Genomic DNA, 15,296 nt, shown 5'->3' on the forward strand with positions numbered 1-15,296 from the left:
ATTGTTTTTTAACCTCCGGCAAAAGGAGGTAATAAAGCAACAATATCATTGCTTATTAACATGTAACCATTTGTGTCCTGCACTATTTTTTGATTGACTGCAATGCTGTAAGAAAGCGAGCCTAAATCATATTTTTGTTCTAATTCATCTACTAATTCCTGTAAAGATAGATTAGAAAAAGGAATATTCTCTCCTTGTACTTTTGTTTTCTCGGCTACAGCACCAAAATATTTTACACTTAACATTATTCGATTACATTTAAATTTTGAAAAATAAACTCGTCATCACTATAAGCTTCTTTTGTAAAAACAGCTAGTTCAGAAGCATGTTTTACCACCTCGCCTATCACAATAATTGCCGGTGAAGATAATTGGTTTTCCGCTACTAATTTACTGATAGAACTTACCGTTCCTATTACTTTTTTCTGAGTGTCTTTTGTACCGTTTTGAATGATAGCCACTGGCAAATCATCGGTTCTATTGTTTTGATAGATAGCAACAATTTCGTCTAATTTATGCATTCCCATCAAAATGACCACTGTGGCCGAAGATTGTGCTGCCAAACTAACATCAGTAGACAATTTATGTGCTGATGTAGTTCCTGTAATTACCCAAAAACTTTCCGAAATTCCACGTTGTGTCAAACTGATTCCGTTAGAAGCAGGAACTCCTAAAGCCGAAGATATTCCCGGTACAATAGCTGTTTGCAAACCGTGTTTTTGAGCAAATTCAATTTCTTCACTTCCTCTTCCAAAAACAAATGGATCTCCACCTTTCAATCGCACCACATGACCGTATTTCTGAGCCATAACCACAATCAAATCATTTATCTGATCCTGAGTATAAGCATGACAACCAAAACGCTTACCTACAAAAACTATTTCAGTTCCTGCAGCAGCATATTGCAACAAATCCTCATTCACCAGTGCATCATAAAGCACTACATCCGCATCTCCTATCGCTTTGATGGCTTTGATGGTAATTAACTCCACATCGCCAGGTCCAGCTCCTACAATTGTCAACTTTGGTGTGTTAGTCTTTTTCATATTCTTCAGTGTAAATTGGTATTCAATTCATTTAATTCGGCAAGCGAATTGACATTTCTAAATTGCTTGCTTCGTTCTCCCGCAACTTCAATTATTTGGTGATTCACTTTATCTAGCAAGCGCATCATTTTTAAATCATTCTCATCAATAGCCCTTTTTAAAATCGGAATTATTTTCTTCGAATAAATTCCTATCAAAGGATGAATTTTATTGGCATCTGAAAAAACAGAAACTTCAAAATCCATTGTATGTTTTGCGATTAATTCCGATAAAATTTCTGTCGAAATTAAAGGAATATCACAACTTAATATCAAATTAATCTCCGATTGAGAGTTAACCAAAGCAGTGTAAATTCCGCCAATAGGTCCTTTATCTAATTCAATATCTTTTATTTTCGAATAGGACAAATAATCATAATCAGATGTATTGGTCACTAATTGTATTTTATCACTAATTGGCAAAGCCGCTTCAATAATATGCTCTATAAACGGCGTTCCCTGAAAAAGTACCAATCCTTTCTCTGATTGCATTCGGCTGCTTTTACCTCCACAAAGAATTGAAACTGTTACTTTTTCCATTTTTCTTTCAATTAAAAGGCAAAACTACTACTTCTTCATTTGCCCTAACATGAGTAATATCATGTGGTATAACAATTAAACCATTTGCAACTGCAAAAGTATTTAACATTGCCGAGCTTTGACTCTCTAAAACCGTTACTTTCTCATCTCCATACAATGCTTTTAAAAACAGGGTTTTCCCCGATGTATTTTTAAAATCCGTATTTATCTTTTTCTTCATTTCCGGTAAATGTATCGCTTCAAATCCCATCATTTTTTTCAAAGCTGGAAAAGCATATACATAAAAACAAGTCAGTGAAGAAGCCGGATTTCCCGGTAAAGCAAAGACAATTTTATTTTCTTTTGTTCCAAAAAACAAAGGCTTTCCGGGCTTTTGATTGATTTTATAAAACAACTCAGTCACTCCGTTTTTCAACAAGGCTTCTTTAACATAATCATAATCTCCTACCGAAATTCCGCCTGAAATTAACACTACATCAAAATGAGCCAAACAACTTTCTACCGCTTTAATTGTTTTTTTCAAACTATCTTTAACTTTAAAAACAGTCGTTTTTTTAATTCCAATTGTTTGTAAAGCCGCTTCTATCATTAGTGAATTACTCTCGTAAATTTTTCCTTTCGGCAATTTATTTCCGACAGGGACTAATTCATTTCCTGTAACCAAAATAGCTACTTTTGGTTTTTCATATACTTTGATTTTCGTAATTCCTAAACAGGCTAAAAAACCTATAGCCGCCGGAGTAATTACTGTATTCACATCAAAAACCAGTTCGCCTTTTTTAATTTGTTCGCCTTTTTCACGAACATTAGCACAAGCAGCAGGCATTTTCTCTATTTGAAGCAAATTGTCCGTTCTTGTTGTATGCTCCTGCATCACCACCGTATCAGTATCATCCGGAACAAAAGCACCTGTAAAAATACGAACTGCCTGATTTTGTTGGATTTTCTCGTCCAGGAAATCCCCAGCCTGAGAAGTGCTCACCACTTCAAACTGTGTCAAATCTCCGTGTGTAAAAGCGTATCCATCCATCGCCGACTGACGGAAAGGAGGCATATTTATTGGAGAATAAACCGCTTCCGCCAAAACATATCCCAGTGATTTACTCACTTTGATTTTTGCGATTGGCATTTTACAGCTATTCTCAGCTATTATGTTTAAAGCTTCGGCTACTTGAATCATAAAAAATCAATTTTAAAACTAAGTATAAATACTTATGCAAATATAAGTATTTTTAATTAGTGCTGTTATAATTTTACGCTTTTAAAGAGCGAAATGTCATAAATAGAATTAACTCCCTATTAATTGCGAAAAAACAAATTTTTAATTGCTTTTTGTTATAAATCTCTAAAGTGAATTTTCATAAAAACGCATTAATTTAAGAGTTTCAGCTGTTAAACAACCTTAAACAGCTACTCATTAGGCAAAACCAAACTGGATGTAATTTGCTCTAAAACCTCAAAAGCAGTTTCTGCCATTTTGTTTCCTTTTGTATCTAAAAGTGGGTTGATTTCGCAAAATTCGATACAAATCACTTTTCGGGAAGCAATAATCTGATTGATGATTGCAATCACTTCGTATTGATCAAATCCTTTAGAAACAGGAGTTCCTGTTCCGTTTGAAATTAAATCACAATCCAGAGAATCCACATCAAACGAAATATAGATCATATCACAATTAGCCAATTGTGTCAATGCTCTTTCCACACAGGCTTCTAAACCTTTGTATCGAACTTCTTCTACCCGAAAATTTTTAATTTCGAATTCGTCCATAAATTTATCCTCAGCCTCTTCGGTATCGCGAACGCCAAAATAAATCAAATGTTCCGGATCAATCTTAGCCGCTTCAATCCCAATGTGTTTCATTTCCTCCCAATGCTGTTGGGTTTCGGGAATAACTTCATTAATTTGGCATTTCAAATTATCAATACCCAAGGCTGCCGCCAATGGCATTCCGTGAATATTTCCCGATGGAGAAGTATAAGGCGAATGCAAATCGGCATGGGCATCAATCCAAATCACGCCTAAGGTTTCATGAGGATAAACCGCTTTGATTCCGCTTATTGTCCCCAATGCCGATGAATGATCGCCGGATAAAACAATTGGCAAAAAATTGGCTTCCAGATTTCGCTTTATGGCAAAAGAAACACGGGTACATTGTTCCAAAACAAATTCGATTCGCTTAGCAAATGTATTCCGGTTTTTATCATAAATACTCTCGTTATGCGTTTTAACATCCTCATAAGTAAACTGATTAAAATACTCGCTCCCACGATTAATAGCTGCGATTTCTAAGGCATCAATCCCTAAATCAGCACCGCGGGTTCCTCCACCAATATCCGAGCGATTTTTGATTAACTTAACTACCCGATCCATAACGTTTTATTTAAAATCGTTTAAAGCTTTTTCGATAATAGCAAGACAATCCTGAATTTGATCTTCAGTAATTACCAAAGGCGGAGCCAAACGTATTTTGTTTCCATGAGTAGGTTTGGCAAGCAAACCATAATCCCTGAATTTCAAACAAATATTCCAAGCCAAATCAGACTCTTCGTCACAATCAATTACTATAGCATTCAACAATCCTTTTCCTCTCACTAAAGAAATTAAAGGATTTCTCGAAGCAATAGCATTCAAGCCATCTCTTAAAATTTTCCCTAAACGCTCAGCATTTTCGGCTAATTTTTCGTCTTTTATCACATCGAGTGCTGCAATAGCAACAGCTGCCGCCACAGGATTTCCGCCAAAAGTAGAACCGTGTTGTCCCGGTTTTATGACATTCATAATGCCATTATTAGCTAAAACTGCCGAAACAGGATATACTCCTCCCGACAAGGCTTTCCCTAAAATAAGAATATCAGGTTGCACATTTTCATGGTGTACCGCCAATAATTTTCCGGTACGTGCAATTCCTGTTTGCACCTCATCGGCTATGAACAATACATTGTATTTTTCGCATAAGGCTTTGGCTTTTGCCAAATAACCTTCACTAGGAACATACACCCCTGCTTCCCCCTGAATAGGTTCTACTAAGAATCCGGCAATATTTTTGGATGACTCCAGTGCTCTTTCTAAAGCATCCAGATTATCGTATTCAATTTTGATAAAACCTTCGGTAAAAGGACCAAAACTTTTGCGGGCAGTTTCATCATTAGAAAACGAAATAATAGTAGTCGTTCTTCCGTGGAAATTATTTTCGCAAACAATAATCTGCGCCTGGTTTTCATGAATTTTCTTTACTTCATAAGCCCATTTTCTACACAATTTCAAAGCGGTTTCAACAGCTTCGGCACCGGTATTCATTGGTAAAACCTTATCAAAACCAAAATATTTGGTCACATATTCTTCATAAACTCCTAATTGGTCATTATAAAAAGCACGGGAAGTAAGCGTTAATTTTTGCGCTTGCTCTATCATTACTCCCACAATTTTAGGATGACAATGTCCTTGATTTACTGCTGAATAAGCCGATAAAAAATCGTAGTATTTTTTTCCGTCAACATCCCATACAAACACTCCTTCTCCTCTTTCAAGAACAACTGGTAACGGATGGTAATTATGAGCTCCATAATGGTCTTCTTTACTAATTAAGGCTTCTGATTTTGAAGAAAGTATTTGTTGCATTTGTTTCATCGTTTTTCTGTTATTACTAATTCTACAAAATTACGTATATTTTATGGCCTATCAAAACCTTAAACCCTCCAAAAACCGGCTAGAAACAAGATTTTCAAGCGTAAAAACTTCATTATTTTGAATTGTTAAGCCTTTTTTTATTACACAGAATTTACTTATAATTAAAATAAATCAGTTTCAAAACTAATTTATGTATATTGGCATTTTAATTATCATTATCTGTAAAATGAAAAAATTAATCTATCTCCTCGCCTTTGGTTGGGCAGTAATTTCTTGTCAGGGAACTAAAGAAGTTACTTCTAAAATTTTACTTTCTCCAATAAAATACAACAATACTATTACTGCTGAAGAATTAAAAACACATCTATACATTGTAGCAGCCGACTCAATGCAAGGAAGACAAACGGGGTCTATTGGGCAAAAAAAAGCTGGAAAATACCTTATCAGTCAATATCAAAAAGAGCGAATTCCTTTTCCTAAAGGAGCTCAAAATTACTATCAGCACGTTCCGGCTGCTTTTTTGAATGCAAATAGAAATGGTAACTTACCGGATACCGAAAATATCTGGGCTTACATTGAAGGCTCTGAAAAACCGGATGAAATCATTGTTATTTCGGCACATTATGATCATGTGGGAACAAAAGACGATGCCATTTTTAACGGAGCCGATGATGATGGTTCCGGAACGGTGGCTTTACTGGAAATTGCTCAGGCTTTCCAATTGGCAAAAAAAGAAGGTCACGGACCAAAACGCTCTATTTTATTCCTGCATGTTACCGCTGAAGAACACGGTTTGCACGGTTCCCGTTATTACACCGAAAATCCGTTATTTCCTTTGCAAAATACGGTTGCAAATATTAATATTGATATGATAGGCCGACGTGATGATGCCCATCCTGATTCAAATAATTATGTTTATTTAATTGGTGCTGACCGACTTTCGAGCGAGTTGGATCAAATTAGTAAAACGGTAAACGAAAAGTATGTTCAGTTAAACTTGGATTTCAGATACAATGCGCTCAACGATCCTAATAATTTTTATCGCCGATCGGATCATTATAATTTTGCAAAAAATAACATTCCATCCGTTTTTATTTTTAATGGCGTTCATGCCGATTATCACCGAAAAACGGATACCCCTGATAAAATAGAATACGATGCTTTGACAAAAAGAGCCCAACTGGCATTTAATATTGCCTGGGAATTAGCCAATAGAGAAAATAGAATTGTGGTGGATCAAAAATAAGACCTTATGTTTCCACACGAATTACACTAATTAACACGAAATACTTTTTAGTTTTAATTACACGAATCTGCCAAAGGCAGAAAAAATTTGTGTAATTAAAGTTTGACTGCATTCAACTTTGTGGTAATTAGTGAAATCTGTGTGTAACATTTTTTATTTAAAACTTTGTGAACTTTGCGGAAAACTTAGCGAACTTTGCGGTTAAAATTATTTGCGTTACATCAACAGACATTGACACTACATAAAAAAATGAAATTTAAAGCAGTATTATTCGACCTTGACGGAACTCTGGTCAACTCACTTATAGACATCGCCGATTCGATAAACAAGGTTCTTCAGGAACGTAACTTTCCGACTCATAGTTACGAAGTAATTAATGACTTTATAGGCAGCGGACTTAGAAATTTGGTTACCAAAGCACTTCCTGAAAACCACAAAGACGAAGCAACTATCGAAAGTACTTTTCAGGCTATGATGGTCACTTACCGTGAGAATTGCACCAATAAAACCTCCGCTTACGACGGAATTATGGAGCTTTTGAATGAATTAAAATCCCGAAATATCAAATTGGCGGTATTATCCAATAAAGCCGACGAATTGACAAAGAAAATTGGGTTTACTTTATTCCCTGATTATTTCGAAATTGTAATGGGTTTGAAAAGCGAAGCAACAAAGAAACCCAATCCTTCGGCTGCAATTGAAATCAGTTCCAATTTAGGTTATTCTCCCGAAGAAATTCTCTATGTTGGTGATTCCGGAATTGATATGCAAACGGCAAAAAATGCTAATATGTATGCTGTAGGGGTACTTTGGGGCTACAGACCAAAAGAAGAACTGCTGACTGAAGGTGCCCAATCGATAATCAATCATCCACTGGAATTATTGGAACTTTTATAATTTGAATTCGAAATAAAAAAGACCAGAGATGAAAAGGTTTTTTCATTTCTTAAAACTAATCTGTGACAATCCGTTTTATCTGTGTTCCTTTTCCTAATTAAATAAAATCATGAAATACAAATGCATCATTTTTGACTGTGACGGCGTATTGGTAGACAGCGAAGCGATTTCCATTGGTACCTTAGTGGATATGGCAGCATCACATGGAGCAATTATCGATGAGACTTATGCCCACCAACTCTTTTTAGGCAAATCATTGGAATTTTGTTTCGAGTATATTGCCAACTTAGCCAATAAAAAGTTACCTGCTGATTTTGAAGAAGAATTCAGGGCACGCACTTTTGAAGCTTTTCGAAAAGAACTACAACCCATAAAAGGAATTCACGAATTATTAGCCAAAATTAAAGTTCCAATAGGCGTAGCTTCCAATGGTCCTGCCGATAAAATAAAACTCAATTTAACCACCACTAAACTGATTGATCAATTCAACGGAAATATTTTTAGTGCTTACGATATCAACAGCTGGAAACCCAATCCCGAATTGTATCTTCATGCAGCCAAAACTATGGGATTTGAAGTCCGGGATTGTGTCATTATCGAAGACAGTCCTGCCGGAGTTCAGGCAGCTTTAGCAGGAGGTTTTGATGTTTTTGGTTTTACCAATCATGCTAATTGGGATGCTTTACAGCAAATGAACATTCCTTTATTTGATGATATGACCAACTTAGATTTACTTTTACAATAAATTATTTTAACTAAAATGACTACACATCTAGCTTTACTTCGTGGCATCAATGTTTCGGGACATAATATGATGAAAATGGATGCACTTCAAAAAATGCTTGAAAACATTGGCCTTACGAATGTGACTACTTACATTCAAAGCGGAAATGTATTTGTAACTACCGAAGAAGAAAACCCAGCCGCTGTAGGATTCAGAATCAAACAGGAAATATTCAAAACTTTTGGTCACGATGTTCCTGTAGTGGTGATTAATAAAGATGATTTGGTTTCCTGCCTCAGCAACAATCTCTTTCTAAAAGAAAAAGATATCGATACTAAAAAATTGTATGTAGCCTTTGTATCGATGGAATTACACAAAGACCGCATCCACGATTTAAAAATGAGTGCTGTAAAACCCGATGAAGTACATATTGACAAAAACAGAATTTACATTAAATATGCTGTTTCAGCAGGAAAAACCAGATTAGACCAAAAATACATTGAGAAAAAACTGAATTTAACCGCTACCATCCGAAACTGGAATACGGTAAATACTTTATTAAAAATGTATGAAGAATTGGAATCAGAATAAACTGCAATCAGGAGTTCGCATTTAAAAATTTTCACCACAAATTACACAAATAAACACAAATTACACCCGTTTTAATTACACGAATCTGCCAAAAGCAGATAGTAATTTGTGTCCAACTTTTTTTTAAAAAGTGATCACCTTAAACCTCCAATAAGAATCTGCTTATTTTTTCATCTAAAAATTAGCATTCTGCCAAAAAGCGGCACTTCAATTTCCAATTCCATAAAAAATCAAAAAACTAAGTAAATCGCATTTGTAAATACGTATTAATACTTATTTTTTAGTTACATTTGTTCTGTAAAAACCTGAGTTTACTCATAAAAAAAGATACAAATGAGAGGAATTACTACCGATTGTACGAGCTGTATCAATGCAAATTGTTTTATCAAAAAACATTTGCATCTGGAAAAAATGCAGGATTATATTATGGAAAAAACCAATTATACCTGCAAAAAAGGACAGCAATTCATGATTGAAGGTGCTCCTATTCAAGGACTGTATTTTATCTACAAAGGAAAAGTCAAGGTTTTAAAAACCGGAATTTACGGAAAAGAGCAAATTGTTCGTTTGACAACCGATGGAGACACACTGGGTTTCAGGGGTTTTGGAACCAGCAACCGTTATCTGATTGCTGCTTCGGCAATTGAAGACACTGTTTTATGCAATTTCAGTAATGATATTATGCACTCAATTCTGAAATCGATTCCTGAATTTACTTATGATATGATGCTTTTTTATGCTGAAGAATTGAATAAAAGCGAGAACAGGGTTAAAAAAATCGCTCAGATGAATGTCCGCGAAAGAGTCATCGATATCCTGTTGTATTTGCTGAAAAAATTCGGTCATACTAACAACCTGCTCAACATCAATCTTTCCCGAAAAGAAATTGCCGATTTTGCCGGCACTACTGATGAACAGGTAACCCGTATTCTTTCGAGTTTAAAGAAAGAAGGACTCATCAAAATAGTCAATAAAAGAATTGGTTTACTGCAAGCAGACAAATTAAATGCTGAAATTATAGAACATAAATAACAACTATTTTACAGTAAATATTTACCGCAAATTCGCAAATTATTTCAATATCTAAAATTTTAAAATTTGCGAATTTGCAGTGTGAACATTTTTTAGAAACTAAAGAGAAATGCACTGAAAAAGTACATAGTTAAATTCTATTTGAGACCAATAAATACTATTCTAAAGTCTTCAAAATCGCTTTTCGTTTGATTTTTCCGCTTTCGGTGGATTGAAATTCCGAAACAAAAAAGAATGCTTTTGGTTTTTCGTATTTGTCTAAAACGGAAAAAATAGCATCGTCCAATGGCTGTTTTTCACCTTCGACAACTAAAACCAATTTTTCGCCTAAAACCGCATCCGGAATTCCGCCAACAAAAAAACGGGAAGGAATACTGTCACTCAATTTTTCCTCAATTTTTTCAGGAATGAGCTTTACTCCGCCACTGTTCACCACATTATCGATACGCCCTAAAAGAATAAATTGTTGGTCGTTGATAATTTCAACTAAATCATTGGTAAACAAACGTTCCTCACTGACTTGTGGCGCATCGATAACCAAACATTCTTTTTCGTCCTGAGCAATACGTACATTAGGCAAAACAGAAAAAGCCAGCTCCCCTATTTTCTTAGCTGCAATATGTGTAATGGTTTCGGTCATTCCGTAGGTTTCATATACTTTTGTTTTAATTCCCTGAAGCTTTTGTTCTAAACTGCTATCCATTTTAGCTCCACCAATAATGAGTTTTTTCACTTTATGCAATTCGTTCAATGAATTTTGAACCTGTAAAGGAACCATGGCTACAAAATCGTATTCTTTATTCAAATTTTCTAAAGGATTCGAACTTGGAGCTACAAAATCAATTTGCAAACCCAGAATAAAACTTCTTACCAGCATCATTTTCCCAGCTATAAACTGAACAGGCAAACAACACAAAGCGGTATCTCCCGGTTTTAATCCGAAAAAATCTCCCGTTGCCAAAGCTGAGTTAACCAAGGCCTGTTTGTTTTTTCTAATAATTTTCGGCACACCTGTAGTACCTGAAGTTTTTAAATCGATATAAGGATTCTCGTCAAACCAATCGAGCAAAAAATTGCCTATGGCTTTTTCATACTCATTGCCTTCTTTTATCAAATAATAAGCAGCAACCCGCAATCCATTACTGTCAAAATGAACACCATTGAACTTAAAAAAATTGTGAATATTTCTATAAGTAACTTTTCTCATATATTAATTTTTTACATCAATTCTACCTGTGAGCTTTTCTTTCCAATTATTCCATTGGTATTTTCTACTAAAGATAAACAAAAGCAGAGGGTAAACCAGCACTACCGGCAAAATAACATCAACTCCGGCATGAGGTTCTGACAAATCTTTAAAAATAGAATGCGTTTGAAAAGCCGACCAGTCTGAAGTGATTAACAAAGCTCCGATAAGATTATTGGCAGCATGAAATCCCAAAGCCAATTCCATTCCTTCGTCCATCAAAGTAATGATTCCTAAAAACAATCCCGTACCTATATAATAGACAAAAATGATGTTTCCTACTTTGGCAACTTCGGGATTAAAAAAGTGCATACCTCCAAAAATTAAAGAAGTCATCAACAAAGGAAACCACTTATTTCGAGCTAAATTCCCAAAACCCTGCATTAAATAACCTCTGAAAACATATTCTTCCGTACTGGTTTGAAAGGGAACGAATACCACTGCAATAGCAAACAAAACAGCAAACGGAATCAGTTTGAAATTAAACGCATACAAACCCGGATTGTTGAAATAGATTACCAAAGTTGATCCTATGGTAAATGCCGACCATAATCCAAATGAAAATCCAATTCTTTTCCAATCGACTTTGTTTCTGGAAGTGGTTACCGAAAGTAATGTTTGCTGATGTAAATATCGAACAACAAAATAGATTCCGGCAAAAGCAAACACAAAAGAAAGTAGTAATAACAAAAAAGTCAAATTCGAATCCAGAAAATGCATTACTCCTTCATTCGTTGCCGGATAACTTGCTCCTGTAATTATTGATTTTCCAATAACTGCCAATAATAAAGGAAGCTGTCCTATAAAAGAAGCTGAAATAATAAAAAGTGAGCCCAACAGATACTTCCAAAATCTATTGCCCGAATGATTCCCTTGTGCTATAAACATCTATTTTATGATTTTATTTGGTACTATTTCACTTTCAAAAGCTATTTTTGCCTCTTCGAAAATACTTATTTTATTTTAAATTGATTTCAAACTTAACAAATAGACCAATGATTGAAGTATATCATAATCCACGTTGCGGAAAATCAAGAAATTGTCTGGCTTTTTTAGACAATTCAAATCAGGAATATAAAATTATCAAATATTTAGAAGAAACTCCCAGTGATGAAGAAATTAAGAGTTTACTCGAAAAACTACAACTCAAACCCATTGAATTGGTTCGTCAGAAAGAAAAAATTTGGATTGAACAGTTTAAAAATCAGCAAATGACCGATGAAACCATAATCAAAGCAATGGCCGAAAACCCAATTTTAATAGAAAGACCTATCGTTATCAAAGGAAATAAAGCCATTATAGCCCGTGAAGCCGATAAAATCGAAGCTTTCTTTCAGGAGTCCTAATCAATTTAATATTTATTTAACATAGTGCCGTTAAACCAATTTGAGTTTATCGATTCCAAACACAAACAATAAAACAATACAAAATGCGACAATCATTAAGATTCATTTTAAGTCTCAGCTTACTTTTTACTTGCCTGAGCAGTTTTGCTAAAATAGGAGATCCTATAGTCGATCCTGCCAAAGAAAAAGTAAAAATCTCAGGGACAGTAATTGAAAAAACTACAAAACAGCCTTTGGAATATGCTACAGTAACCATTACTGATACTAAAAGTTTAAAACCTATTGCGGGTGGAATAACAAATACTAAAGGTAATTTTTCCATTGAAGTCGCTAAAGGAATTTACAATATCAAAATTGAATTTATCTCTTTTAAATCGATTCTTTTTAATCAACGAAACATCGAAAAAAACACTGATTTAGGGACAATTGCTCTGGCTGAAGATGTTGCACAACTGAACGAAGTAGTGGTACGTGCTGAAAAATCGACTGTCGAAATTAAATTAGACAAAAAAGTCTATAATGTAGGACAGGATATGATTGTAAAAGGAGGAACAGTCAGCGATGTACTGGAAAACGTGCCTTCGGTTACGGTAGATGTGGAAGGAAACGTAAGCTTACGTGGCAACGAAAATGTGCGTATTTTTATTGACGGTCGCCCATCGAATGCCTTGAATATGGCCGACGCTTTACGCCAAATTCCTGCCGATGCCATTGACAAAGTCGAAGTGATTACCAATCCGTCAGCCCGTTATGATGCCGAAGGTGGCGCCGGAATTCTGAACATTATTTTGAAAAAAGGGAAAAACCTGGGCTTTAACGGAAGTTTTATCGCCTCTACGGGGATTCCTGAAACCTATGGATTAAGTGCTAACTTAAATTACAAAACCGAAAAATTGAACTTTTTCACCTCCACAGGATACGATTACAGAACCAGTGAAGGATCCGGAAAAACGAATTCAGTCTATTTTGATGCTAACGATGCCATTAGCAAATACATCGATGAAAGCAGAAATACCGAACGTCTCAGAAAAGGAATTTCTTCAAAAACAGGTGTAGAATGGACTGTTGCTCCTAATACTTTTTGGACAAATTCTGTTAGTTACCGCGATAACAGAGGTTCAAACAATGATTTGGTTTATTTCAATTCATTTGATGCTAATAAAAATTTCACATCCACACGTTCTCGTTTAAGTGAAGGAGATGACAACGGAAGAGATTTAGAATTTGCTTCTAATTTCCTGAAAAACTTCAATGATGAAGGTCACAAGTTAACAATGGACTTCTCTTATGCTACTAATACCGATAACGAAAACTCAACTATTACCGATCAAATATTAGGAAGCACTGCTGCCCCTAAATATGATATTACTAAAAATAATGAAGAACAAAATCAACTGCAATTGCAGGTAGATTATGTGTTACCTCTTAAAGAAGGAAGTCAGTTTGAAGCAGGATACAAAGGAAATTTCAACAATCTGGACAGCAAATACAACATCACAAGTGACAGTAACGAAAACAGTTATCTTTCGAATACCTTAGAGTACAAAGAACAAATTAATGCCTTTTATGCACAATATGGTTTTAAGGTTAATAAATTCTCTTACTTGTTTGGTATGCGCTGGGAAGACACTAAAATCAACGTTAATTTATTAGATGAACCTACTAGTTTCAACACTAAAAAATACAACAATTTATTTCCTAGTGCCTTTATCAACTATGAAATATCCGACGAGAGCAGTATCTCTTTAAGCTACAGTAAACGTCTGTCAAGACCAAGAGGACGTTTCTTAAACCCTGCTACAAACTTTTCAAGTAACATCAATTTGTTTAGAGGAAATCCGGATTTGAATCCTTCTTTTACAGATAAATTTGATTTAGGTTATTTGAAACGTTGGGAAAAACTAACATTCAACACCTCTTTGTATTATGAAAACACTAAAAATGTATTCTCTTTTGTACGTTTCCCAACCGGTGATGTTGTAGAAGAAATGATTGACAATACCGATGACGATATTGATAATCCTACAGTAACACAAACTCCTGTAATTTTGAGTACTCCAATCAATTTAGGGAGAGAACAAAAAATTGGTTTCGAATTTACTTTGAATTACACTCCGTTTAAAATTTGGAAAATAAACAGTAGTTTCAACCTATCCAGTGCGAAAACAACCGGTGAACACACCTATTACGATATAAATGAAAACCCTATTACTGAATCACTGAACAACGAAGCTTTTTCATGGTTTTCAAGATTAAGTTCCCGTTTAACACTTCCTGCCAAAGTAGATTGGCAATTAACAGGAATGTATTTTAGTCCACGAAATACAGCCCAGGGAAAAAGTTTAGGCAATTATGTTATCAATATGGCTTTCAGTAAAGACATCTTAAAAGACAAGGCTACGATTGCATTGAATGTAAGTGATCTTTTTAATTCGAGAAAAATGATGTCAGAAACTAATTTGGATAATCTTTCTTCATACAATGAGTTCCAATGGAGAAGAAGACAAATCAACCTGTCATTCACGTACCGTCTGAACATGAAAAAAACAGACAAAGACAAAAACATGCCGAAAAACAATGGAGATGGCGGCGGTGAAGGCGGCGGAGAATTTCCCGGATAATAGCTAATAACTTCCAAAATTTTAAATTCCAAATTCCAAATATAACAGTTGGAATTTGGATTTTTTTTTGACAGAAAGTACTTTTTGGGAATAAAAAAAGGATTCGTTTTCACGAATCCTTTTTTATTAAATCTCAATTATAGAGATTCTTGTTTTTTTGCTCTCTTTTCTTTGAAACGCTCCCAAGCTGCTCCTCCTACCCAGTAAGATACGAAGCTAACCAAGAAAAACATCAACCAAAACCCCATTGTAAGGATGGTTAAGAAAAGTAAAAAGCCTAAATACTGTGAAAATTCAAACATGTTTTCCGGAATTTTGAATGTAGCCACAAATGTAGCAG

The 15,296-nt window shown here is 35.0% G+C and carries 16 protein-coding genes; 7 read left to right on the plus strand and 9 right to left on the minus strand.

Annotation, left to right across the window (positions count from 1 at the left end; all coding sequences use genetic code 11):
* Positions 1 to 8: 8 nt before the first annotated feature.
* The 6 genes from IEV84_RS11850 to rocD all read right to left on the minus strand — a co-directional run bounded on the left by IEV84_RS11850 (position 9) and on the right by rocD (position 5,253).
* Entirely contained in the window at positions 9 to 245 is a 237-nt protein-coding gene (locus IEV84_RS11850) for a MoaD/ThiS family protein (protein ID WP_188494493.1), read from the minus strand.
* Positions 245 to 1,045: a uroporphyrinogen-III C-methyltransferase gene (cobA, locus tag IEV84_RS11855; RefSeq protein WP_188494494.1), complete on the minus strand. Its 801-nt coding sequence runs from the start codon at positions 1,043 to 1,045 to the stop codon at positions 245 to 247. Before cobA ends, IEV84_RS11850 begins: the two co-directional genes overlap by 1 nt.
* 5 nt (positions 1,046 to 1,050) lie before the next feature.
* Positions 1,051 to 1,623, minus strand: coding sequence for a molybdenum cofactor guanylyltransferase (locus tag IEV84_RS11860; RefSeq protein WP_188494495.1), 573 nt, complete (start codon positions 1,621 to 1,623; stop codon positions 1,051 to 1,053).
* A gap of 7 nt (positions 1,624 to 1,630) precedes the next feature.
* On the minus strand, positions 1,631 to 2,803 hold the full coding sequence (locus IEV84_RS11865) for a molybdopterin molybdotransferase MoeA (RefSeq protein ID WP_188494496.1): 1,173 nt from the start codon (positions 2,801 to 2,803) through the stop codon (positions 1,631 to 1,633).
* 230 nt (positions 2,804 to 3,033) lie between these two features.
* Positions 3,034 to 3,996 carry an arginase gene (locus IEV84_RS11870; protein ID WP_188494497.1) on the minus strand — a complete coding sequence of 321 codons (963 nt, stop codon included), beginning with the start codon at positions 3,994 to 3,996 and terminating at the stop codon, positions 3,034 to 3,036.
* A 6-nt stretch (positions 3,997 to 4,002) separates the two neighbouring features.
* Positions 4,003 to 5,253, minus strand: a complete 1,251-nt coding sequence (rocD, locus tag IEV84_RS11875) for an ornithine--oxo-acid transaminase (protein ID WP_188494498.1) — start codon at positions 5,251 to 5,253, stop codon at positions 4,003 to 4,005.
* A gap of 226 nt (positions 5,254 to 5,479) precedes the next feature.
* Here rocD and IEV84_RS11880 point away from each other — a divergent pair, with 226 nt between their 5' ends.
* From IEV84_RS11880 to IEV84_RS11900, 5 genes are all read left to right on the plus strand, one after another.
* Positions 5,480 to 6,499, plus strand: coding sequence for a M28 family peptidase (locus IEV84_RS11880; RefSeq protein ID WP_188494499.1), 1,020 nt, complete (start codon positions 5,480 to 5,482; stop codon positions 6,497 to 6,499).
* A 249-nt stretch (positions 6,500 to 6,748) separates the two neighbouring features.
* Positions 6,749 to 7,396, plus strand: coding sequence for an HAD family hydrolase (locus IEV84_RS11885; protein WP_188494500.1), 648 nt, complete (start codon positions 6,749 to 6,751; stop codon positions 7,394 to 7,396).
* 109 nt (positions 7,397 to 7,505) lie between these two features.
* Entirely contained in the window at positions 7,506 to 8,141 is a 636-nt protein-coding gene (locus IEV84_RS11890) for an HAD family hydrolase (protein ID WP_188494501.1), read from the plus strand.
* Positions 8,142 to 8,156: 15 nt separating this feature from the next.
* Positions 8,157 to 8,711 carry a DUF1697 domain-containing protein gene (locus tag IEV84_RS11895; protein ID WP_188494502.1) on the plus strand — a complete coding sequence of 185 codons (555 nt, stop codon included), beginning with the start codon at positions 8,157 to 8,159 and terminating at the stop codon, positions 8,709 to 8,711.
* A 333-nt stretch (positions 8,712 to 9,044) separates the two neighbouring features.
* On the plus strand, positions 9,045 to 9,743 hold the full coding sequence (locus IEV84_RS11900) for a Crp/Fnr family transcriptional regulator (RefSeq protein WP_229732667.1): 699 nt from the start codon (positions 9,045 to 9,047) through the stop codon (positions 9,741 to 9,743).
* A 157-nt stretch (positions 9,744 to 9,900) separates the two neighbouring features.
* Here IEV84_RS11900 and IEV84_RS11905 read toward each other — a convergent pair whose 3' ends face one another.
* Both IEV84_RS11905 and IEV84_RS11910 read right to left on the minus strand, forming a co-directional pair.
* Positions 9,901 to 10,950 (minus strand): AMP-binding protein, encoded by a 1,050-nt coding sequence (locus IEV84_RS11905; RefSeq protein ID WP_188494503.1) that lies wholly within the window; start codon positions 10,948 to 10,950, stop codon positions 9,901 to 9,903.
* 3 nt (positions 10,951 to 10,953) lie between these two features.
* Positions 10,954 to 11,877 (minus strand): CPBP family intramembrane glutamic endopeptidase, encoded by a 924-nt coding sequence (locus tag IEV84_RS11910; RefSeq protein WP_188494504.1) that lies wholly within the window; start codon positions 11,875 to 11,877, stop codon positions 10,954 to 10,956.
* Positions 11,878 to 11,984: 107 nt separating this feature from the next.
* On the opposite strand from IEV84_RS11910, the gene arsC reads away from it, so the two are divergent.
* Positions 11,985 to 12,335 carry an arsenate reductase (glutaredoxin) gene (arsC, locus tag IEV84_RS11915; protein WP_188494505.1) on the plus strand — a complete coding sequence of 117 codons (351 nt, stop codon included), beginning with the start codon at positions 11,985 to 11,987 and terminating at the stop codon, positions 12,333 to 12,335.
* An 83-nt stretch (positions 12,336 to 12,418) separates the two neighbouring features.
* Complete coding sequence (locus IEV84_RS11920; RefSeq protein ID WP_188494506.1) at positions 12,419 to 14,956, plus strand: TonB-dependent receptor; 2,538 nt, start codon at positions 12,419 to 12,421, stop codon at positions 14,954 to 14,956.
* 137 nt (positions 14,957 to 15,093) lie between these two features.
* On the opposite strand, the gene IEV84_RS11925 is transcribed toward IEV84_RS11920, so the two are convergent.
* Positions 15,094 to 15,285: a hypothetical protein gene (locus tag IEV84_RS11925; protein ID WP_188494642.1), complete on the minus strand. Its 192-nt coding sequence runs from the start codon at positions 15,283 to 15,285 to the stop codon at positions 15,094 to 15,096.
* Positions 15,286 to 15,296: the final 11 nt, after the last annotated feature.

The organism is Flavobacterium palustre, from assembly GCF_014639535.1.
Lineage (GTDB): Bacteria > Bacteroidota > Bacteroidia > Flavobacteriales > Flavobacteriaceae > Flavobacterium > Flavobacterium palustre.